This window comes from Paraperibacillus esterisolvens (genome assembly GCF_046237625.1).
Taxonomy (GTDB): Bacteria; Bacillota; Bacilli; order Bacillales; family DSM-1321; genus Paraperibacillus; species Paraperibacillus esterisolvens.
On the sequence record NZ_CP143545.1, the window covers coordinates 1,840,408 to 1,861,091 of the forward strand.

Sequence of the window (20,684 nt, forward strand, 5' to 3'; positions counted from 1 at the left end):
TTAAGTACTTAGTAAAGAGAGTGGAGAAAGAAAAACAGGTTGCATTCCTATATATCTGGGGATATGCCTTTTTCTCTCATGAATGCACGAACTTTATAAAGTCACTGAAAAAAGTAAGGTATTAATGAATGTTGAGGAGTGCAGGTTATGAGAAGGACTGGAGATTTAAAATTGATGCAGGAGCTGAATCGGTCGATCATCCTGGACACGATCCGGAAGCAGGGGCCGATCTCAAGAAGCGATATCGCGAAACAGATCAATATCAGCCCGACGACGGTCACTTCGGCCGTATCGGAGCTGATCAGCGAGGGAGTGGTGCGGGAGGACGGCGTCGGGATCTCGAACGGCGGCCGTAAGCCGGTGCTGCTGCGCTTCAATCCGCATGCAAAATATGTGATCGGGGTTTCGCTCAATAACTCTGCTATTAAAATATCAGAAATGAACCTTGAAGGCAGCATCCTCCGGAAGGAAGTTCATCCGACAAACGGTACAGAAGGAATGGCAGTCATCACGCTGATGCTCGATATCATTGAAGGATTCCTGGAGTCGAAGGATAATTTGGACAGCTATGAAGGAATTTCGATCATCACTCCAGGGATAGTCGATTCAGTTAATGGAATCATTGCCTATAACAATAAGCTGAAGCTGTTTGACATCAGGCTGAAGGAGATGGTCGAGGAACGCTTCAGTCTTCCGGCTTTCATGGACAATGACACGAACGCCTTTGTGCTGGCGGAGAATTTCTTTGGTTCCTTCGGCCATTATAAAGATCTGGTCTATATCACGATCGGGGACGGAGTCGGCTCCGGGATCATGGTGAATGGCAAGATCATCAGAGGCTTTAAGGGAAGCGCGGGGGAGCTTGGCCACACGACCATCGTCAAAGGAGGCTTGAAATGTGAATGCGGAAATGAAGGCTGCCTTGAAAACTATGTGAACTGGCCGGCTGTGTATTCCAAAATTGTCTCGGCCCTCATGACCACGAGGAGGGAAACGGCACTGCGGGATTCCATCGCAAATGATTTCAGCCGGATCACTCCCTCTGTTTTCGTCTCAGCCTTGAATGAAGGAGATGTGATCTGCCTTGATATCATGGAGGAGATTGCCGGCCATATCTCAGCAGGGATCGTAAATGCCATACACTTCCTCAATCCCGAGGTGATCATTTTGAGCGGTGATATCGTCCAGGAGAACAGGATTCTGCTCGAGATGATCCGGAACCATGTGAGCATGCATGTGATTCCGATTCTAAAGGAAGAGATTAATATCCAGCCGACTTCACTTGGCCTTGAGTTTGAACTGATGGGGGCCGCGGCTGTGCTGCTGCAGGAGAAATACCAGTTTTCGATTACCTGATCATCCATTTAAGGAGGTGATGCTCATCATCTTGCTGCAAGTGCCCAAAAGAAGTGCTTCCAGAATCCACTTACATATGTATGAGTTTCCTAGGTTTGGTGACACATAGTTTCTTAGGACAATATCATGAGGGGGATAAAAATGAAGAAAAGGCTTTTGGTTTACTTATTGCTGATGGTCATGGTGTTTGCAATGTCTGCCTGTAGCAGCTCAAAGAGCAGTGCCGACGGTAAAAAGACGCTTGAAGTGGCCCTTTGGGATGAAAATGTCAAAGGTGCCGTGAACAAGTCCATTGAGGCCTTCAAGAAAGAGCATCCCGATATCAAGGTAAATGTTACGTACTCGCCCTGGGAGGAGTACTGGACAAAACTGAAAACGAGCATCAGCGGCGGCAAAGGACCTGATGTATTCTGGATGAACGGTCCGAATTTTTATCAATATGCCTCCAAAGGGTACATCCATGATCTTGAGCCTTACATCAAAAAAGATGGCGATTATAAAAAGGATGATTATTTCCCGGCCGTCGTCGATTTATATACGTATGAAGGAAAGCTGCATGCAGCGCCTTATTTCATTGATTCAGTCGGTCTTTATTATAACAAGAAGTTTTTTGACAAAAAGGGCATTCCTTATCCGGATGAAAGTTGGACATGGGAAGATATCGAAAAGGTCGGCGGAGAGCTTACCGATAAGAAAAACGGAGTCTACGGCTATGCCTTTGATGTAAAAGCGAATCAGCAGGGCTATTATAACCTCATTCCTCAGGCAGGCGGCTATATGATCAGCGATGATAAGACAAAGTCAGGCTTCAATTCTCCTGAAGCCAAGGAAGCCTTCCATTTTGTTCAAAAAATGATGGACAAAGGAATATTCCCATCTGCGAAAACCATCATGGAAACAGAAGGAAAGCAGCTGTTCATTTCTGAAAAGGCGGCCATGCTCCCGGGAATCTCCGTAAGTGCCGGCGAGTATAAAGGTGTGCTTGGAGATTCTCTTGGCGTCGCTCCGCTTCCTAAAGGAAAGAAACAGGCATCCATCGTCCACGGAATCGGCTGGGCTATGAATAAAAAGACCAAAAATGATGATGCTGCCTGGGATCTGATAAAGGCGCTGTCTGGCAAGGAAGGAAATCAGGTGATCGCGGAAACAGGATTCTCCATCCCGGCTGACAAGAGCATAAGCGATGTCTGGCTGAAATCCATTCCATCCCTTGATCTGAAAGTTTTCCTTGATGCCCAGCAATATGGTGTTCCATATCCGATTTCCGAGAAAACAGCGGAATGGCAGGATATCGAAAATAAAGAAATACAAGGCGCGTACCTCGGCCAGAAGCCGCTGGATGAAGCGCTGGATACAGTAACAGAGAAGATGGATAAAATTCTGAAGGAAGAACAGGCAGAATAATTCTGCAGTAAAAAGCAAGCGGGCCGGGAGATGAAAAAATCCCGGACCGCTGCCTGAAAGGAGAGGTTGTATGAGTATCGTACCACAGTCCCTGGAAAAGGAAAAAACAGCCATGATCCAATCGGTGCAGAAGAAAGGGAAGAAGCTGAATAAGGAAGCGGTATATGCGCTGCTGTTCATTGCCCCGACATTTCTTGGCCTGCTTTGCTTCTATATGCTGCCTGCGGCTGCTTCCTTCCTGATTTCCTTCACCGAATGGGATGGAATCTCGGCTCCTGCCTATGTGGGCCTTGCCAATATTGAGGATTTGATACAGGATCCGTCCTTCCGCCGTTCCATTATCAATACCGTAGTGTTTACCATTGTGTCGGTTCCTCTGTCTGTAGTGGCAGCCACTCTCATTTCCCTGATGCTGAATCAGCGGATCAAGGGGATGGTGGTGTACCGCACGCTCTTTTTCCTTCCGGTCGTGACGATGCCTGTGGCGGTCGGGATGGTCTGGAAATGGCTGTATAACACGGAATATGGGCTGATCAACTATATTTTCGGCCTGCTTCACCTTCCGCAGCCTTCCTGGCTGTTCGACCCGAACATCGCCCTGTTTTCGGTCATCCTCGTATATGTTTGGATGACGGTCGGCCATAATGTCATCCTGCTGCTGGCAGGACTGCAGGGAGTATCGCAGAGCTATTATGAAGCGGCCGAGATTGACGGAGCATCCAAAATGAAGAAATTCTTAAACATCACACTGCCGCTGATCACGCCGACTCTCTTCTTTGTATTCATCACAGCCATGATCAGTTCGCTCCAGATGTTTGACCTGATTTATGTCATGATCGGGGACAATAACGCACTTCTGGAGCCGCTGCGGACCATCGTGTTCGGCGTCTATGAATCCGGCTTCAAGTATTCTCAGATGGGCATCGCATCAGCCCAGGCATTTCTTTTATTCCTGGCCATCCTTGCGATCACCATCATCCAGTTCGTCTTCCAGAAAAAATGGGTGCATTATGATTCCTAAAAAGGAGGGACTCTCATGAAGGAAAGAAAGCTTGGCAGTCATGCTCTATTGATCATCGGGGCGCTCATCATGATGGTGCCGTTCCTCTGGATGATTTCGACTTCCCTGAAAAGCTACGGCGCCTCCATGAAGGTGCCGCCGGAAATCATCCCTAAGGATTTTCACCCGGAGAATTTCGCAAAAGTTTTCGAGAGTGTGGATTTCATGAAATATTACACAAACACGATCATCGTGACAGTCGGCAGAACGCTTTTTCAGCTGTTTCTATGTTCGATGGCAGCTTTCGCGTTCGCACGCATGAATTTTCCGTTCAAGAATACGATTTTCATCATCATTCTATCCGTATTGATGGTACCGCCGCAGGTTATCCTGATCCCGAACTTTGCGATCATGACCTCGCTCGGCTGGATTGACACGTTTTATGCCTTGATTGTGCCCGGCATCTTCAGCGCATTCGGTGTGTTTCTCCTGAGGCAGTTCTTCATGGGCATTCCAAAAGAATTGGATGAAGCGGCTATCATTGACGGGTGTTCCTGGTGGGGCATTTACTGGAGGGTGCTGCTGCCGAATGCCACCCCCGCCCTGATCGCCCTTGGCATCTTCACGGCCCTTGCATCCTGGAATGATTTCCTCTGGCCACTCATCATGACCAATTCTGAGAACATGAGGGTCCTCTCGATCGGGATATCGTCTTTTCAGGGGCAGTACTCAACAAACTATCCGCTTCTGATGGCCGGTGCACTGTTATCGACCATCCCTATGATCATCATGTTCATTCTGTTGCAAAAGTACTTGATTGCCGGCATTTCGTTAAGCGGAGTCAGAAGGTAATGACAAGCAGGGAGGAACTGCAATGAAAAAAAGGGAGACCGTTTCAATCGGGGTGGATATCGGCGGCACCAAGCTGCTCGCCGCCCTTGTCACCTCAGACGGGAAGATCGCGGCAGAAATCGAGCAGCCAACCTGTAAAGGGGACGCGCTTATCCATCAAGTGCTGGATACCGTACAGCAGCTTGTGGAAACAGGAAGCTCTTTTGATATCAAAGGAATCGGAGTGGCGTCAGCCGGAGTGATCGATTCCGCTAAAAAGGAAATTCTGTATGCAGCCAACCTCGGCATTGAGTCCTTGAAAATCGGCAGCCTCATGGAACAGGAATGGGGACTTCCCGTCCGCCTGTACAATGACGCCAATGCTGCAGCCCTAGGTGAATGGCAGCAGGGCGGAGGACGCGGCAGGCAGAATGTGATTTATATCACCGTGAGTACAGGAATCGGGGCTGGAATCATCAGCGGCGGCAGCCTGATTACCGGTCGGGGGGACAGTGCCGGCGAATTCGGCCATATCTCAATCAACCTGAACGGCCCGGCATGCTCTTGTGGCAACAGAGGCTGCCTTGAGAATTATGCTTCCGGCCCGGCGCTGGCAGCCCTCGCTAACGAGAGGCTGAACAGCGGTGCCAGGAGTTCGATCCTCAAGCCCGGAGGTCACTTGACAGCTAAGGAAATAGGGGCGGCCGCACGGCAGGGAGATCCTTTTTCCATCAGTATCCTGGAGGAAATCGGGGGTCATCTCGGGCTTGGTCTGATCAATCTCATTCATCTGTTCAATACCGAAACCGTAATCCTCGGCGGAGGAGTGATGAATGAATCGGAAATCTTGCTTCCAGCGATTCAGAAGACCATCAAGAAACACGGCATTGAGAGCATGGTAAAGGACGTAGATGTCAGAGTGTCCGCACTCGGCAGATATGCCCCTGTGCTCGGGGTCGCCTGCCTGTATGGCGGGGAAGAACAGACTAAGAGTTTTGCTCGTCCAGGGGAAACATACGCTTTATAACGAAAAGGAGGAGTTACATATGTTGAACGTTCTGTTGATTGGGGCGGGCACCATGGGAGGTACGCATGGTGCCGCCTATACCGGCATGGAGGACGCTGTCCTCGCTGGGATTGTGGACGTAAATCTGGAAAAGGCAGAAAAGCTTGCCGGCCGATTGAATACGAAGGCTTTTGCGAGCTTTGAAGAGGCTGTGGCCGCTCTGCCGGCTTTGGATGTTGTTTCCGTATGCCTGCCGACTCCGTTTCATAAGCCATTTGTGAAAAAGGCCGCTGACCTTGGCCTTCATGTTGTCTGTGAAAAGCCGCTGGCAAGAAGCCTTGCGGATGCAAGGGAAATGATTGATTACTGCCGGGAAAAAAATGTACAGCTGTATGTCGGCCATGTGGTCCGCTTTTTTCCTGAATATGTGCGGGCCAAGCAAATCATTGAGGAAGGCCGGATCGGTAAGGTGGGAATGGTCAGGACTACAAGGGGCGGCCAGTTCCCGATGGGTTCGAATGACTGGTATGCCGATTATGAGGCAAGCGGCGGCCTCGTACTTGATATGATCATCCACGACTTTGATTTCCTGAGATGGTGCTTTGGTGATGTAGAGAGGGTCTTTGCCAAAGGCATCAAGGATGGCGGGCTTAAGCACCGTGATTATTCACTGGTCACCCTGAGATTCAAGAGCGGAGTGATTGCCCATGTAGAGGGAACCTGGGCACATCAGGGCTTCTCAACTCAGTTCGAATTTGCCGGCAGCGAAGGAATCATTGATCATGACAGTAAAAAATCGGTTCCGGTCATTTTTGAAGGGCGGGGGGAAAGTGCGTCAGCAGGCGGTGTGGCTGTCCCGGAAAGTCCACTTAAGCAGAATCCTTATTTTGAAGAACTGACCCATTTTATACAGTGTATCAAGTCAGGGGAAGAACCGATCGTATCGGCCGAAGATGCCTACAAGGCGATGGAAATTGCGCTGGCCGCGCTGGAATCGATGGAGAAAGGGAAAGAAATTGTCCTGGATGAAACATTGAAAGAGGAGGTGCAGCACGGATGAGAGTAGGAATCATCAGTTTTGCCCATTCGCATGCCTTTGCATATGCAGACGCACTGAAGAAGATTGAAGGAGTGGAGCTTGTTGGGATTGCGGACGAGCAGGACTCACGGGGAACTCAGGCCGCTGAGAAATTCGGCACTACTTATTACCGCCAGTATGAGGAATTATTGAAACAGGACCTGGATGCGGTCATCATCACTTCGGAAAACAGCAAACATCACAAACATACTCTGTCTGCCGCCAGGGCCGGGGTGCACGTTCTCTGTGAAAAGCCGCTCGCACCCTCGCTTGAGGACGCACGGGAAATGATTGATGTATGCAGGGAACAGGGAGTGATTCTCCAGACTGCGTTTCCAGTCCGGTTCAATACGGCCGTGAAACGGGCGAAAAGCATCGTGGAAAGCGGCGGCCTCGGGGAGATCTTCGCCATCAAGGGCACGAACCGCGGCACGAATCCTGGCGGCTGGTTCGTGGACAAGGAATTATCAGGCGGCGGCGCCGTGATGGACCATACGGTGCATGTGGCAGACCTGATGAGATGGTTCCTCGGTTCAGAACTGAAGGAAGTGTATGCTGAGATCGACCAGAAATTTTCCGATACCGATATCGATGACTGCGGTCTTTTGACCTTTGAATTTGAAAACGGAGTGTTCGCCACCCTCGATTGCAGCTGGTCCCGCAATGACACCTTCCCGACCTGGGGAGATGTGACGCTTGAGATCATTGGAAGCGAGGGGACGCTGAAGGTCGATGCATTCGCACAGAAGGTGGATGTGTACTCGCCGGTCGGCGCTGCCTGGGATTATTGGGGCGACAACATGGATGCCGAGCTCGTCCGGGACTTCCTGGATAGTGCAGCCAATGTAAGGGAGCCGAGCGTCACGGGCATCGACGGCATGAGGGCAGTGGAGGCAGCGCTTGCGGCCTATGAATCGGCAGCCAAAAAAGCACCGGTCAGCTTACAGGGCCGGCAGGCAGTGAGATAGAAGGGAGGCATGCTTCATGAAAAAAGGCATTAATCAATGGTGCTTCCCGGAAGGCACGCCGCTTCAGGATGTGTTCACCTGGAGCAGGGAAGCGGGCTTCGATGCGGTCGAGCTGAATGTCTATAACAGCCGCGGGACAGGATTGACCCTGGATACGACAGTTAAGGAAGCGGAAGAAATTCTGCGCCAGGCGGAACGGCATAATATCGAGCTTCGCAGCCTTTCAACCGGGCTGTTATGGGAGTCCCCGCTTTCCTCGGGAGACGAAAGTGTCCGGGAACGGGGCCGGAAGGTTGTGCAAAAACAGCTGGAGCTTGCAGGCGCCATGGGAATGGATACCATTCTTGTCGTCCCTGGTGTTGTGAACGAAGAAACAACCTACAGTGACTGTTATGAGCGGAGCCAGCGAGAGCTTGTGAGTCTTGCATCTGTTGCGGAGAGGATAGGCGTCATGATCGGGATCGAGAATGTCTGGAATAAATTCCTCCTCTCTCCGGTTGAGATGAAGCGCTATGTGGATGAAATTCAATCAGACTATGCGGGCGTCTATTTTGATGTAGGCAATGTGCTTCAATTCGGCTATCCCGAGCAGTGGATCCGGACTCTCGGCAGCCGGATTAAAAAGGTGCATGTCAAGGATTTCAGCACGGCAGTCGGCAATATCACCGGTTTTGTCCCGCTTCTTGCTGGTGATGTGAACTGGAGGGAAGTCATGAAGGCGCTTCATGACATTGGATATGATGATGTCCTGACCGCCGAGATTTCCCCTTACCCATTTTCGCCGCAGGGCCTTGCGATGGACACCGGACGCCAGCTGGAAGCCATCTGCAGAAGTTTAACCCCTGCAGAAAGGAAGTAGAGAATTTGACTAAAATCAGAGTTGGCTTTATAGGGGCAGGCGGGATCGCACAGGCCCATCTGTCCAATATATTCCGAAACGAATTTGCCGAAATTGCCGCGGTATGTGATCTTTCCCCAGAACGGGCCCATGAAGCTGCCCGGAAGTACAGAGTGCCATTTTATACAGACAGCGATGACATGCTTGAGTCCGAGGATCTGCAGGCGCTTTTTCTCTGTGTTCCGCCTTTTGCCCATACAAATATAGAGGAAAAAGCAGCTGCACGTGGGATCCATCTTTTGGTTGAAAAGCCTGTCGGCCTCGACCTGATGGAAGCGGTGGCCAGGGAACAAGTGATAAAAAACTCGGGCATCATCTGCGCCTCAGGGTATTGTCTCCGTTACCTGGATACCGTCAGGAAGGCGAGATCATATCTTGCGGGAAAACAAATTGCCATGATCCGGGCCCATTATATAACGAAGTTCGTTGAAACACCGTGGTACAGAAAAATGGCCCAGTCAGGCGGTCAGTTGGTCGAGCAGGCCACCCATACGGTCGATCTGATCCGTTATCTGGCCGGTGAGATTCTCACGGTATTTGCAAACCAGTCCCTCACTGTGATGGGGGATATCCCGGGACTTGATATTCCTGATTCCACGTCCCTCAGTTTCAAACTTGAATCAGGGGCTGTCGGGAGCATGGACTGCACCTTTACCCAGACTGACCACAGCTCCGGAGTCGAGCTGTTTGGGCGCGGATTCAGAGTGGTGATCAACGGAAATGCCCTGCACATCCACGACGAAAACGGAACAGAATCCTATGAAAGTGACATGGACTTCTACCAGGAGCAGGATGACGCCTTTATTGAAGCCATCCGCACAAACGACCGCAGTCTCATCCTCTCGCCATATAGTGAGGGAGTCCGGACACTCGCTGTAACCCTCGCTGCGAACCGATCAGCAAAATGGGGGGACGTGCAGCGGCTCCAGGAATTCATGCTGACTGGCCAGTGATGAGACGTTAATGGGCACCCCGCATAAAGCGGGGTGTTTATTAGTTATTCCAAGTCTGCCCGATAAGGATTGGCGTATAAATCCACATCCAATTCAGTTCCAATGCCGGCTGCAAATGCAAGGATTTCTTTATCCAGGTAGAAAGCAGGTGTATCTCCATCTTCTATAATTATAACGATCTCGAACTTGCAATCTAACGAGTATTCGGCTTTGATAGCCTTTATCAGATCAGCCTTGCCTTGTATCTGATTTATAATGGTGTGAAGCTGGATATTCACATCAAGAGATGCTTCATATCCTGTTTCTAATGCCCAGCAAGTCTCTTTTCTGAATCTTACAGAAGAGCGATTCGGAATACGATCGCCCCTCCTGTAACTGACTGAAGGTTTTAACCCCAATCTCTCCGTTACATCATCTATCGGAAAATCTTCGCCAATCAAGATGAAGGCAGCTGAAACCTGCGTTTTTTCCACTATGAAAGCTCCCCTTATCTAACTCTGCTATTTTTACAGCCTTATTTTATCATAGTCTAGAATTCCCAAAGTATCACTCTGGATCCAGTTCGCTGTGCTACACTGGTATTATCAAAAATTTCCAACAAGGAAGGTTATAACGAGTATGATTATATTGCGGAATGGAAATGTAACTTTACGCCGCTTAGAAAGAAAGGACAGCGAATTATTGGCAAAATGGCTCTCAGATCCGGCTGTCCTCGAATTTTATGAGGGAAGAGATAATGCCTTCGATCTGGAAAAAGTGTGCTCCGTCTTTTTTGAAAACAAAGCGCAGCAGGAGAGGTGTATAGTGGAGGAGGACGGAGCTGCCATCGGTTACCTCCAGTATTATGAGTTGGATGAGGAAACAAAAAAGTTGTATGGCTTGTCAGGGGAGAATATCTATGGCATGGACCAGTTCATCGGCGAACCTTCCTACTGGGGCAGGGGAATCGGGACAGAACTTATTGCATCCATGGTTTCATACCTCCGGGAGAAAGAGGGGGCTAAATCCATCGTCATGGATCCGCGTACTGAAAACCTCCGAGCTATCCGGTGCTACGAGAAGTGTGGATTCCAGAAGGTTAAGCTCCTGCCAAAGCAGGAGCTGCATGAAGGAGAGCTAAGGGACTGCTGGCTGATGGAGCATTGCGTTCTTTAGGAACTTACATATGTATTTGCAATGAATGATGCTTATGAAAGTAGGTATCTGTCAAAGACCGAACATTAATAATAAAAAGTTTTGAAGAAAAACGATTTTATATAGGAGATTCAGCAATGGAAAGAGAAGAACGAAAAAGACGTTTAGAAGAACTGCTGAGGGACAGAAAAAAGAAGGAAGAGAAAATAGAAAGCGAACGGCAAATTGCGGAGATATTAGATTTGTTCTCGGATCATGATCAAGTGGAAATATTGGATGAAAAAGAAAGTAATAAGATTGAAACTGAAATGACAGACATTTTTCCGATTGCTTGGTATGGAAGAATAGATTGGGGTCAGTTAAATAATAAAATCGTTATCCCTGATGAGGAGATACAGTTAATACCGAATATCCTTTCACAGCAGGGGTTAAAAAATACCTTACCAGTTTATCTAATAGTCGGATTATTCGGCTACCCTGTGGCTAAGACTTCATTATCTGCAATCCTGGATAATATTGATGAAATTATGTGTATGGGGCCAGATCAGTACATTTACTGCCCTTTATCCAAATATGTGATTGAATTTTTTCATGATGGTGTGATAACTGTGGGGTGGTTGTAAAATAATTCTCGGGGTGGAAGGCTGCAATTGCTGACCTTGATATAAAACGAATGACCATACTTCATATACCAGTAGAAAAAAAGCTTTAAAAGTATTACCGGAAGAGGAGAATGTAGTTGAAAATTCACAGAGGACAGCCGGAATGTCATATTGACGCATTCATTAAAAGTATTAAAAAAACTCCCCTGTCACAATGACAAGGGGAGTTCTGAAATTATCTCTTTTGCTTTCGGCGTTTATACAAAAGATATCCTTCAATAACTGCAAATACTAACGGGATAACCACCATAGCATATAATGCTGTTTCGGCTGGTAACAATAAATATGCTAATACTATAGCTAAGATATACAAAGAATTAATCTTTTGAAAAAAGACGCTTTTTAACGTCATAAAATTACTCCTTCTTTATTAGAGTAGGAACTGGAATGGCGCGAGGATCGCTATACCATGAACCTCCAAGTTTTGTACGAACACTATCTTTATACAGGTGAGTGTAACATGAAATCTTACTTTCAGTTACCTGTCATATGGTAAGAGATATACGAATAGTATATTACTGGATTAATAAAATGGATACAGGAAGAAAAATGAGGTGATTTTATTTTAGATAGACTCAGGAAAATGAAAATAAAAACTGCTGTATGTATGGGAGTTATTTTTTACTCCTTGTCTATCTTCATCCAGTTTCTTATTATAAGCAAAAATATTCCATACACATGGGTTAATGGTGGAAGGTCTGAATCATTCGCTGAACAGCTTTCGATATCTGTTATAAGTACCGTTATTTCTATTATTGGAGTAGTTTTTACTTTGATTGTTGGCAGTAGAATTAAACTATATAAATACAAAAGAGGAATAACCGTTATCTGTTGGTTTTTTGTTGTACTTTGGTCTTTTGGATTTATACAGCAATTGTTTGGAACACCTTTTGAAAAAATGGTTTGTTCATTTGTTTTGCTTATTGGAGTCATTTCTAACTTGCGTATGGCGATTGAAAAATAATAGATGTAACTATATTTAAAAAGTTGTTGGCTTGTGGCTGGTTACCATTTAAGGATGCCTTTGTAATTAGTGTTAACAGCAGCTGGAATATCCTTGTATCTGTAAAAGGAGAAGCCTTATACCATGGAAGTTTTGTATAATTTGAGCGTACAAAGTTGATGGAGTTGCTGCTAAAATGTCTTATAGAAACGAAAAGGGAGACTGACCTTGCCTGAAGGGCCTAAATATCGTTAGAAGTTGTCTGAAGGAGACGCGGAAAATCGAATGACCCTTATACGAAGAACAGACGATAATGCAATAGGGTATTGCCAGGGCAAACAATCTTAACTGCTGGTATGTATATGACCATTCCTAGCATAATGAATTATACTAAACCATTTCCCAAGATTCTTGAAACCATAATGAAACAGAAGCCGATATACAAACGACTCCTGTTCTTTTTCATATTTAGTAATAACTAGTTTTGTTGGTCTGGACTTTCGTTACCATTATTTTTTAATAATACTTTCAATCCGCTGCCGATATCGGAAGCTAAGATGTAATTTCTGTCGACAAACACACCCCAAATGTCCGAATTTTTAGGAACATAGCTGCCAATTTGTACTGGATTTGATGGATTGGTGATATCTACAGCACGAACTCCACCAGCGTAATGAGATAAATAGAGAGTGTTGCCCTGCACTTTTGGATCATGAACAGTTCTTGCAAATGTAGCAGGTGCTCCAGCCTCAGCCTCTGTTAAATCTGTCTTAAACTCACTTAATAACTTAGGATTTGTTTTATCCTTAATATCAAAGATTCGTGTATATCCATACGCAGCTTCATAACCAGCTTTAATAGGAGAATAAACCTCTCTCGTTTCTATTAATATTGTGCCTCCCTTAGCGACAGCCGAAGAGTGGGCTGATCCTTGCTGATTGGAGGCAAAATCAGTTCTGCCCAGGTATACAGGTTTTTCTGGATTGCTAATATCAAAGATGGCTGTTCCTAAATCCCACATTGAGACATATGCATACTTACCATCCACCATCGTGCTATGATTGAATACTGGTCTAATCTTTCCATCTGGAGTATGCCAATGATATCCGTTGAAGTCCTCTGGAATTTCAGGCAAGCTTCTCGGGTCAAACTGCCAGAGTGTTTTCGGGGCAGCCGGATTACTCACATCAACAATTTGAAAATCTTTCTCTTCTCCATGGCTATAGTAATCAGCATATGGGTTTGCCGCAAGAACAATAGCTTTATTTCCTTGAACCGTTAGATATAATTCATGTGTCCCATTTGTTTTTTTGGTTACTTCCCAGAACCCTAATTTTTTCGGTTGATTTGGATTTGTCACATCATATAATAGGAAGCCGCCTTTTGAAGCGGGGTTATTTCTGTTTAACTGCTGAACACTAACTACAGCCAAATCACCTTTAAAATTTGGTGTGTTGACCGACTGAACGATGACTTTTTCTTGCCATGTCCCCGGAATATCATTGTTGGCAAAGACGGCAACTTCTTCAGGGTTGGATGGATCTTTCAAATCGAATACCCTCACCCCGCCATTTCCGCCATTCTTCGTATGTGTCCCGACATATGCATATCCTTTATAACTATAGACATCCCCAAAGCTGTTTTGCTTCCCGTCTGGCCTTACCACTTTCATCTCTGGGGCTGCAGCCTCGTTTAAAAACTTCAGATTCTTACTTCCCTCTAATACTGGAGCCGCGACATTGTCATAATTGGTTCTCTCTCCCTTTTCAATGTTTACGTCTCCTAGTTCGTCATGAGCCAATACGTTAAAAGGAACTGCAGAAAGAGATAAAGTACTTGCAAGTGCTATGCTTAAAACCATATTTCTTTTAATATTTTTCAATAAAAACCCCTCGCCTTCTATCATTTTCATCATTGTTAATAAGTATATAGCAAAATAGTCGAAATTTTCAATATATTATTAATGATAAAGTATGACAGAAAATGACATGAAAACTAACCTTATAATAAATCATCCTTGCAGTTTCCTTATTAAGTAATCTGCTCTTAAACTGAATAAACCTCTGACTAGAAATGACAATAAAAGTAAATGTTTATTGTCATTTTCAAAAACAACCATCTTTACGAAAAGAGCATTTCATTAAAAGGAATATGGATTAGTGTTACTTCTAATCAGTGGGGCGAGCGAAAATAAAAGAGGTCTTATAAAACCGATCCAGACAACAAAGAAGATTTAAAATTGGTACGCTGGGTAAAGAAAGCTTAATAAGCGACGGAAGGCAGTAACATAAAACTGGTTCAACAGGAGACGCCGCACATTGTTGTCACTTCTTTCGGAGGATAAAGATATCTTGTCTAACGATCAAGGAGGAAATAATAGTGAAGGAAGCTACGGCAAAGGTCATTGAAACTTTCCCTGTATTATCTGATCACGGTGTAGAGCTTAACCAATGGGGGGCTGTAGGTCTAGGTAAGACAGAAGCTGTCTTCCTACAGTTAGCCATGTTTTTTGAAAACCCTGAGGAACATCCTTTTGACCTGGGTAGTATCGTACATCATTTAGATGAGGAATGGATACCATTTGCCTTCGAAGTAATTTATTTATATTTTTTAAAGGACACTTGCTTACTACCTGCAAATAGCGAAATCTTACTAAACCGATTAGAACAAGTAAACAGTTAATCGTATTAAATTTCGCCGATGTTAGCAGGTTATTCTTTCATACTTTTTGACAGGGACAGAGGAATGCAGGTAAATAATTTTTCTGGATGATTCCGGCAGGATTGAGCTGCTTTCTTTTATTTCTATCTAATTTCTGCTTCTTATTCAATGACGCTGCATCCATGATACCGGTTTATGGGATTACATTTCAGTTGGGTAGACCTGGCTCTAGTGCATTAATCGTAGTGGCATGCAGCCGAGGGATAAAGAATATGTGCCGATTACGAGGGAGGTGGGAGCTTATTCACACCAATGTTTATTGAAGAAGAACCGGTTAGGTTACGGGGACTCTTACGTGAAATGGAACGTTCCTTCAACATTCCAAATAGTACGGATGAAGTCAATGCCCTTTATCAAAAGATTCAAGATAATATCTCTGAAAATTAGGAAGAAAACGAGTGCGTTATTTCAAAACGGAGGGCTGCTGTGGCAGCCTTTTGTTTTTGCAGAGGGAAGCAGCCAAACTGTAAAAGAAATAAAAGAAAACTGAATCAAAATCATATTTGTTCGTTAACAAGAGAACCTGTACACGCACCCTTTGTTAAAAAAGGGTGCTTTTTCCTTCGGATATTCTAAACTAAACTGCCATTAGCGGAACAACAAAAATAAGGCTGCCGAAGCAATTAAAATAACACACCCGTTAGCCACTCATGAATCGCAATATCAGAGATTCACCACAGAGAACGAAAATGCTCTTAAGCCGTCGATACTGTTTCTATGGCTGGAGAGGAAGGTCGATACACTTTGGTGCCAATGAGCCCATCCGTTAGTCTTACTCCAACGTTCACGGTGTACCACCGACTGCCTTAGCACTCATGGGAGATTAGTCCTTTTTCTAATTGTTGCGCTAGCTTCACTTTGGATTATATTTCTTAGAAGTATTTATACTTTCGAAAAACCGACCAATCTAATAGCTCAGCTTTTTAAAAAACTGGTTTTTCGGGGTCTTTTTTGTATGCCCTTTTTCAGTTATTATTTTCAAGGCAAGAAAAGGAGTCACATATATACTCCTTTTTCATTCTAACTCTGTTAAAAATGCTGCCAAAATGGCAGCATTATTCGTATTTCAAGTGAATACTTTAAGACCCGATAAGATCCGTATCTGGGGGGATATACCCAAGTTGTCTGCCCAATTTTACAATTTGTCCTTTATGGTGAAATTCGTGTGTGATGGTATGCGTATAAAGCCATAATGAAGATATTTTCGCACTTCCACCCTCCTCAAAGGATACTTGAACAGTGTTATCCCATTTACCTTGAAATTCATTCAAAAAATCATGAACAAGGTCATCGGTTTTCCTAAAAACTTCCCGCATCTCATGTACGCTGTTAATGGAATCAGGTGTAATTTCGGGAAGTGATTTATCAAGAGCTCGACGCCCCAACCATACCCGATAACAATCCGCAACATGGGCATGCAAGGAACGAATAGAATCTCCGCCAAAGGCATCAAGTTCTTCAACATAAGCTGATGGAGACATAGTTTCGCAATAACGAAATAATAATTCCCTAGTGCGTCGTATCCACTCATACTGGCTAACGAATAAATCCATCTTCTCGCTCTCCTTTTTTAATTTCTTTATCGATATTTCATTATTCATTTGGGTGTGCTCTTTCCAATCTATTTTCTTTTTCATATTACTGTTTTAAACACTATATTTCCTGCATTAATTTTTGAAAAAAGGGATCGCCGCAGCCACCCCGTTATTGAACATAAGCGCCTGTTAGCCATCCATGCAGCAGAACTGCACCATAGAGAAAGAAAATTGAAGTGGCAGTCTATTTTAATGCTGGAGTAGAAGGTCTTTGAACTATAGTGCCTTAGAGCCTATCCGTTAGTCTTACGCGGGCGGCCATGGTGTACCACCGACTGTCGCACCCTAATGGATAGCACTCAGGGAGATTAATCCTAATTCTGGGTGCTCCAGCTGTTCTTTTTTTACTCCAACGAGAAGGGCCTCAATGTAAGCCGGTTTTGTTGTCTAGCTTGTTGAGCGTTAGTGCCAGCTTGAGTTTGTCCGAAGTTGTTTGCCATGATGTAAATCACCTCCGTGGTTTAATGTAACGAAGAGAATTGGCTATATCCGACCATTATAAAGAGGCAGTAATCTTTCGGATAGGCATACAGCCCATTTCGCTCTGGGTGTTGAGGAAGAATACCGAGGCAAAGGGACTGTCACCTAGCTATTTAAAGAGTTATTTAAATGGGCTGTGGAAGCGGATATCTCCAGCCTCGAATACATAATTTCAAAACGGTTAATTCATATAGTAAAATGGGCTTTGTATAGAAGGCGAAAAAGTGAATTCCTTAATGATTAATAGAGAACCAGCTAACGAGTACTATTTATATAAGCTTTTATAATGGGTGTCGAATGACACTCTTTTTTTTGTTCACCTCATTCTGTAAGAAGACAAGTTTTAAATGCTGTCCAATAGGAATCACTTGCTTTTACAGATGGGAGCTGAATTCAAAGATATATTTAGAGTATTTTGAATAAAAGTTGAAATATGTTTTAAAGATTGTATAATTGAAATTAAATACATACCAACCGGTTAGTAGACATTCCGCAATGAGGAGGGGAAGGATGAGACTTTCAGAAAAAAACGCTATTGTTACTGGAGGATCAAGCGGCATTGGCCGCGCATCAGCCTTAAAATTTGCCAGTGAAGGAGCCAATGTTGTGGTGGCAGATGTTGATCAAGAGGGCGGTGAAGAAACAGTAAAGCTGATAAACCAAAACGGTGGCACAGCATTATTTGTGAAAACCGACGTGTCCAATTCCTCTGAGATCCAACAGATGATTGAAACGGCAGTTTATAATTTTGGGGAACTTAATATCCTTTTTAATAATGCAGGAATCGGGCATCCCTCCGTCAGAAGCACAGAACTTGAAGAAGGGGACTGGGACCGTGTTATAAATATTAATTTAAAAAGTGTTTATCTTGGAATCAAATATGCTGTGCCGGAAATGGTTAAAACAGGCGGCGGAGCCATCATCAATACATCGAGTTTACTGGGGATAAAAGGGCAAAAGTATCTTGCAGCGTACAATGCCTCAAAGGCAGGAGTTATTCTTTTAACCAAAAACTCAGCTGTTGAATACGGAAAGCATAATATCCGCGTAAATGCCATTGCTCCGGGAGTAATTGATACAAGAATTATCGAGGGCTGGAAAAACGATGATCGTAAATGGCCCATCATTTCACGTGCTAACGCGCTTGCAAGAATTGGAACTCCTGAGGAAGTAGCAAATGCTGTATTGTTTCTGGCCTCAGATGAAGCGTCCTTTATAACCGGTGCAACTCTTTCTGTCGATGGAGGCGGACTTACCTTTTAATAAATAAGCTGGAGGAATTTCTATGAGTGAGAAAAAAAACTGGCTGTCCCATTTTCCTGACTCCATTTCATCCACCATTACCATTCCAGATAAATCATTACCACAGATTTTATTAGAGACAACTGAAACATATCCACAACATAATGCTCTTTCTTTTTATGGAAAGAAAACAACCTACAAACAATTATCCCATTTAGTAAGTAACTTTGCCTCAGCCCTGCAGTCACGAGGAGTCCAAAAAGGGGACCGTGTTGCTATCATGCTTCCCAATTGTCCTCAATATGTCATTTCCTACTACGGAGTACTGACCGCGGGAGCTATTGTAACACAGGTAAATCCAATGTCTGTGGAACGTGAGCTGGAATATATATTAAAAGATTCCGGTGCTGAAACAATTATTGTTTTGGAAGCGCTTTATCCCGTCGTCAAGCATATCCAGCCATCCACCTCTTTGAAAAACATTATTGTCGTCAGCTTACTGTCAACCGTTCAAAGCGTTGAGCCAGACATAGCCTTCGATGCTTTTTTTGCTGAAAGCACTGGCGGAGCAAGGCCTGTACCAATTGATACGAAAAACGACGTCGCCGTTCTCCAATATACAGGGGGAACAACGGGAAGATCGAAGGGCGCCATGCTGACGCACCGTAATATCCTGTCAAATGTCATTCAATCCTATGAATTTTTTAAATTTGATATTGATAAAGGGCAGGAACGCTATTTAACAGTTATCCCATTATTTCATGTTTTTGGAATGACATCCTGTATGAACCTTTCGATTTACACAGGATCAGAATTGATCTTGCTTCCCCGTTTTGACCTGGAGGAGGTTCTTAACACAATTAAAAATGAACAGCCCACGGTTTTTCCAGGCGTGCCAACGATGTATGTTGCAATCACAAATCACCCAAAAGCGGAAGAATACGGGATTAATAGCATAGAAGTTTGCAACAGCGGAAGCGCACCAATGCCAGTTGAGCTTTTAAGAGAGTTCGAGAGTAAAACTGGCTCTAAAATCCTGGAGGGCTATGGACTATCTGAAGCTTCTCCGACAACTCACTGCAATCCGACCTTTGCGGAGAGGAAACCGGGCAGTGTCGGAATCGGGCTGCCTTCTACCGAATACAAAATTGTAGATTTAGGAGAAGGAACGGAGGAAATCCCAGCAGGCGAACTGGGAGAGGTGATCATTAAAGGTCCGCAGATCATGAAGGGTTATTGGAACATGCCTGAGGAAACTGCGAATACTCTCCGGGACGGCTGGCTATACACCGGGGACATCGGGAGAGTAGATGAAGACGGATACCTTTACATTGTCGACAGAAAGAAAGATATGATTATTGCCAGCGGTTATAATATTTATCCTAGGGACATTGAAGAGGTTCTATATGAGTATCCTTCCGTACAGGAAGCTGTAGTAATTGGGATCCCGGATAAGTATCGGGGTGAAGGTGTAAAAGCCATACTCGTTCTGAAATCTGGCAAAGAGGCCACAGAGGATGAAATAAAAGCTTATTGCCGCCAAAATCTCGCAGCTTACAAGGTTCCCAATATCGTAGAATTCCGTGATCAGCTGCCTAAGACGGCTGTAGGAAAGATTTTAAGAAGAGCATTAAGGGATGAAGCGTTAAAAATATAGAAAATGACTTGCCCAAACAAAGACAGGGGGTAAATTATGATATAATTCTTGTGATATTAGTGGGATTGTGAGGACTTAACATGAAGGGGAAAATAACCGAACACAGCATCGAATTATTTGAAAGCAGAGGGTTCAGTGATACTTCCATACAGGATATTGTTGATTCACTTGGAGTAACGAAAGGAACGTTTTATTATTATTTTTCAAGCAAAGAAGAATTGCTTATGAATATCCACCTGGGCTATATTGACGGGCTGCTTGACCGACAGGATGAAATTCTGCGGGATTCAACAGTGAATAATAAAGAAAAGCTATTTGAGATTGTACATTTGTTAATTGGAAGTATCAAAAGCAAGGGTACGAGCGCAAAGATCTTTTTCAGGGAGATGCGCCATTTAAGCGAGGATCGGCTTGCCCAAATTGTTGATAAACGCGACCGATTCCGGTTAAATGTTGAGCGTGTCGTCAGGAACGGGATCGACACTGGGGAATTTCGTCCGGATTTAAATGCAGCCATTGTTACATTCGGTATACTCGGTGCAGCTAATTGGAGCTACCAATGGTTCAATCCCAATGGGGCTTCTACGGACAGAGAAGTGGCTGAAATCTTAGTAGAAATGGTTTTACGGGGAATTGAAAAATAGGGAAAAAAGGCTCATTTCAAGCCTTTTTTCCAGCCTGACATACCAACTGGTTAGTATTTTAGATAGTACGATGGCAGATTTTAAAAAGATAGAGGTTACCTGAGCTGGGCAA

20 protein-coding genes are annotated in these 20,684 nt (G+C 44.7%); 16 read left to right on the plus strand and 4 right to left on the minus strand.

What is annotated here, in order from left to right; all coding sequences use genetic code 11:
• Positions 1 to 147: 147 nt before the first annotated feature.
• The 9 genes from V1501_RS09250 (at position 148) to V1501_RS09290 (ending at position 9,494) form a co-directional block, all read left to right on the plus strand.
• Positions 148 to 1,356, plus strand: a complete 1,209-nt coding sequence (locus V1501_RS09250) for an ROK family transcriptional regulator (protein ID WP_409292777.1) — start codon at positions 148 to 150, stop codon at positions 1,354 to 1,356.
• A gap of 141 nt (positions 1,357 to 1,497) precedes the next feature.
• The gene (locus V1501_RS09255; protein WP_409292778.1) at positions 1,498 to 2,760 is read left to right on the plus strand and encodes an ABC transporter substrate-binding protein; all 1,263 of its coding nucleotides are present in this window, start codon (positions 1,498 to 1,500) and stop codon (positions 2,758 to 2,760) included.
• Between the two features lie 70 nt (positions 2,761 to 2,830).
• Positions 2,831 to 3,781, plus strand: coding sequence for a carbohydrate ABC transporter permease (locus V1501_RS09260; RefSeq protein WP_409292779.1), 951 nt, complete (start codon positions 2,831 to 2,833; stop codon positions 3,779 to 3,781).
• Between the two features lie 15 nt (positions 3,782 to 3,796).
• Complete coding sequence (locus V1501_RS09265; protein ID WP_409292780.1) at positions 3,797 to 4,612, plus strand: carbohydrate ABC transporter permease; 816 nt, start codon at positions 3,797 to 3,799, stop codon at positions 4,610 to 4,612.
• Positions 4,613 to 4,634: 22 nt separating this feature from the next.
• Entirely contained in the window at positions 4,635 to 5,618 is a 984-nt protein-coding gene (locus V1501_RS09270) for an ROK family protein (protein WP_409292781.1), read from the plus strand.
• A 19-nt stretch (positions 5,619 to 5,637) separates the two neighbouring features.
• Positions 5,638 to 6,657: a Gfo/Idh/MocA family protein gene (locus tag V1501_RS09275; RefSeq protein ID WP_409292782.1), complete on the plus strand. Its 1,020-nt coding sequence runs from the start codon at positions 5,638 to 5,640 to the stop codon at positions 6,655 to 6,657.
• On the plus strand, positions 6,654 to 7,643 hold the full coding sequence (locus tag V1501_RS09280; RefSeq protein WP_409292783.1) for a Gfo/Idh/MocA family protein: 990 nt from the start codon (positions 6,654 to 6,656) through the stop codon (positions 7,641 to 7,643). The genes V1501_RS09275 and V1501_RS09280 overlap by 4 nt, the downstream gene beginning before the upstream one ends.
• 16 nt (positions 7,644 to 7,659) lie before the next feature.
• Entirely contained in the window at positions 7,660 to 8,502 is an 843-nt protein-coding gene (locus tag V1501_RS09285) for a sugar phosphate isomerase/epimerase family protein (protein WP_409292785.1), read from the plus strand.
• A gap of 5 nt (positions 8,503 to 8,507) precedes the next feature.
• Complete coding sequence (locus tag V1501_RS09290) at positions 8,508 to 9,494, plus strand: Gfo/Idh/MocA family protein (RefSeq protein WP_409292787.1); 987 nt, start codon at positions 8,508 to 8,510, stop codon at positions 9,492 to 9,494.
• A gap of 44 nt (positions 9,495 to 9,538) precedes the next feature.
• On the opposite strand, the gene V1501_RS09295 is transcribed toward V1501_RS09290, so the two are convergent.
• Positions 9,539 to 9,967, minus strand: a complete 429-nt coding sequence (locus tag V1501_RS09295) for a DUF4279 domain-containing protein (RefSeq protein ID WP_409292788.1) — start codon at positions 9,965 to 9,967, stop codon at positions 9,539 to 9,541.
• A 145-nt stretch (positions 9,968 to 10,112) separates the two neighbouring features.
• Between V1501_RS09295 and V1501_RS09300 the strand changes: the two genes are divergently transcribed.
• Both V1501_RS09300 and V1501_RS09305 read left to right on the plus strand, forming a co-directional pair.
• On the plus strand, positions 10,113 to 10,649 hold the full coding sequence (locus V1501_RS09300) for a GNAT family N-acetyltransferase (protein ID WP_409292789.1): 537 nt from the start codon (positions 10,113 to 10,115) through the stop codon (positions 10,647 to 10,649).
• A gap of 116 nt (positions 10,650 to 10,765) precedes the next feature.
• A complete protein-coding gene (locus V1501_RS09305; protein ID WP_409292791.1) occupies positions 10,766 to 11,251 on the plus strand; it encodes a hypothetical protein in 486 nt (161 codons plus the stop codon).
• 214 nt (positions 11,252 to 11,465) lie between these two features.
• Here V1501_RS09305 and V1501_RS09310 read toward each other — a convergent pair whose 3' ends face one another.
• The gene (locus V1501_RS09310) at positions 11,466 to 11,642 is read right to left on the minus strand and encodes a hypothetical protein (RefSeq protein ID WP_409292792.1); all 177 of its coding nucleotides are present in this window, start codon (positions 11,640 to 11,642) and stop codon (positions 11,466 to 11,468) included.
• 231 nt (positions 11,643 to 11,873) lie between these two features.
• On the opposite strand from V1501_RS09310, the gene V1501_RS09315 reads away from it, so the two are divergent.
• Positions 11,874 to 12,254 carry a hypothetical protein gene (locus tag V1501_RS09315; RefSeq protein WP_409292794.1) on the plus strand — a complete coding sequence of 127 codons (381 nt, stop codon included), beginning with the start codon at positions 11,874 to 11,876 and terminating at the stop codon, positions 12,252 to 12,254.
• 457 nt (positions 12,255 to 12,711) lie between these two features.
• On the opposite strand, the gene V1501_RS09320 is transcribed toward V1501_RS09315, so the two are convergent.
• A complete protein-coding gene (locus V1501_RS09320; protein WP_409293306.1) occupies positions 12,712 to 14,106 on the minus strand; it encodes an LVIVD repeat-containing protein in 1,395 nt (464 codons plus the stop codon).
• Positions 14,107 to 14,612: 506 nt separating this feature from the next.
• On the opposite strand from V1501_RS09320, the gene V1501_RS09325 reads away from it, so the two are divergent.
• Positions 14,613 to 14,915, plus strand: coding sequence for a hypothetical protein (locus V1501_RS09325; protein ID WP_409292796.1), 303 nt, complete (start codon positions 14,613 to 14,615; stop codon positions 14,913 to 14,915).
• 1,118 nt (positions 14,916 to 16,033) lie between these two features.
• On the opposite strand, the gene V1501_RS09330 is transcribed toward V1501_RS09325, so the two are convergent.
• The gene (locus tag V1501_RS09330; RefSeq protein ID WP_409292798.1) at positions 16,034 to 16,555 is read right to left on the minus strand and encodes a DinB family protein; all 522 of its coding nucleotides are present in this window, start codon (positions 16,553 to 16,555) and stop codon (positions 16,034 to 16,036) included.
• 984 nt (positions 16,556 to 17,539) lie between these two features.
• On the opposite strand from V1501_RS09330, the gene V1501_RS09335 reads away from it, so the two are divergent.
• From V1501_RS09335 to V1501_RS09345, 3 genes are all read left to right on the plus strand, one after another.
• Positions 17,540 to 18,292, plus strand: a complete 753-nt coding sequence (locus V1501_RS09335) for an SDR family NAD(P)-dependent oxidoreductase (protein WP_409292800.1) — start codon at positions 17,540 to 17,542, stop codon at positions 18,290 to 18,292.
• A 22-nt stretch (positions 18,293 to 18,314) separates the two neighbouring features.
• Entirely contained in the window at positions 18,315 to 19,928 is a 1,614-nt protein-coding gene (locus tag V1501_RS09340) for a long-chain-fatty-acid--CoA ligase (RefSeq protein ID WP_409292801.1), read from the plus strand.
• Positions 19,929 to 20,008: 80 nt separating this feature from the next.
• A complete protein-coding gene (locus tag V1501_RS09345; RefSeq protein WP_409292803.1) occupies positions 20,009 to 20,572 on the plus strand; it encodes a TetR/AcrR family transcriptional regulator in 564 nt (187 codons plus the stop codon).
• Positions 20,573 to 20,684 lie beyond the last annotated feature (112 nt).

Coding starts and splice junctions, on each gene's coding strand:
- V1501_RS09250 (WP_409292777.1), top strand. CDS start 148: ATGAGAAGGACTGGAGATTTAAAATTGATGCAGGAGCTGAATCGGTCG.
- V1501_RS09255 (WP_409292778.1), top strand. CDS start 1,498: ATGAAGAAAAGGCTTTTGGTTTACTTATTGCTGATGGTCATGGTGTTT.
- V1501_RS09260 (WP_409292779.1), top strand. CDS start 2,831: ATGAGTATCGTACCACAGTCCCTGGAAAAGGAAAAAACAGCCATGATC.
- V1501_RS09265 (WP_409292780.1), top strand. CDS start 3,797: ATGAAGGAAAGAAAGCTTGGCAGTCATGCTCTATTGATCATCGGGGCG.
- V1501_RS09270 (WP_409292781.1), top strand. CDS start 4,635: ATGAAAAAAAGGGAGACCGTTTCAATCGGGGTGGATATCGGCGGCACC.
- V1501_RS09275 (WP_409292782.1), top strand. CDS start 5,638: ATGTTGAACGTTCTGTTGATTGGGGCGGGCACCATGGGAGGTACGCAT.
- V1501_RS09280 (WP_409292783.1), top strand. CDS start 6,654: ATGAGAGTAGGAATCATCAGTTTTGCCCATTCGCATGCCTTTGCATAT.
- V1501_RS09285 (WP_409292785.1), top strand. CDS start 7,660: ATGAAAAAAGGCATTAATCAATGGTGCTTCCCGGAAGGCACGCCGCTT.
- V1501_RS09300 (WP_409292789.1), top strand. CDS start 10,113: ATGATTATATTGCGGAATGGAAATGTAACTTTACGCCGCTTAGAAAGA.
- V1501_RS09305 (WP_409292791.1), top strand. CDS start 10,766: ATGGAAAGAGAAGAACGAAAAAGACGTTTAGAAGAACTGCTGAGGGAC.
- V1501_RS09310 (WP_409292792.1), bottom strand. CDS start 11,642: ATGACGTTAAAAAGCGTCTTTTTTCAAAAGATTAATTCTTTGTATATC.
- V1501_RS09315 (WP_409292794.1), top strand. CDS start 11,874: ATGAAAATAAAAACTGCTGTATGTATGGGAGTTATTTTTTACTCCTTG.
- V1501_RS09330 (WP_409292798.1), bottom strand. CDS start 16,555: ATGAATAATGAAATATCGATAAAGAAATTAAAAAAGGAGAGCGAGAAG.
- V1501_RS09335 (WP_409292800.1), top strand. CDS start 17,540: ATGAGACTTTCAGAAAAAAACGCTATTGTTACTGGAGGATCAAGCGGC.
- V1501_RS09340 (WP_409292801.1), top strand. CDS start 18,315: ATGAGTGAGAAAAAAAACTGGCTGTCCCATTTTCCTGACTCCATTTCA.
- V1501_RS09345 (WP_409292803.1), top strand. CDS start 20,009: ATGAAGGGGAAAATAACCGAACACAGCATCGAATTATTTGAAAGCAGA.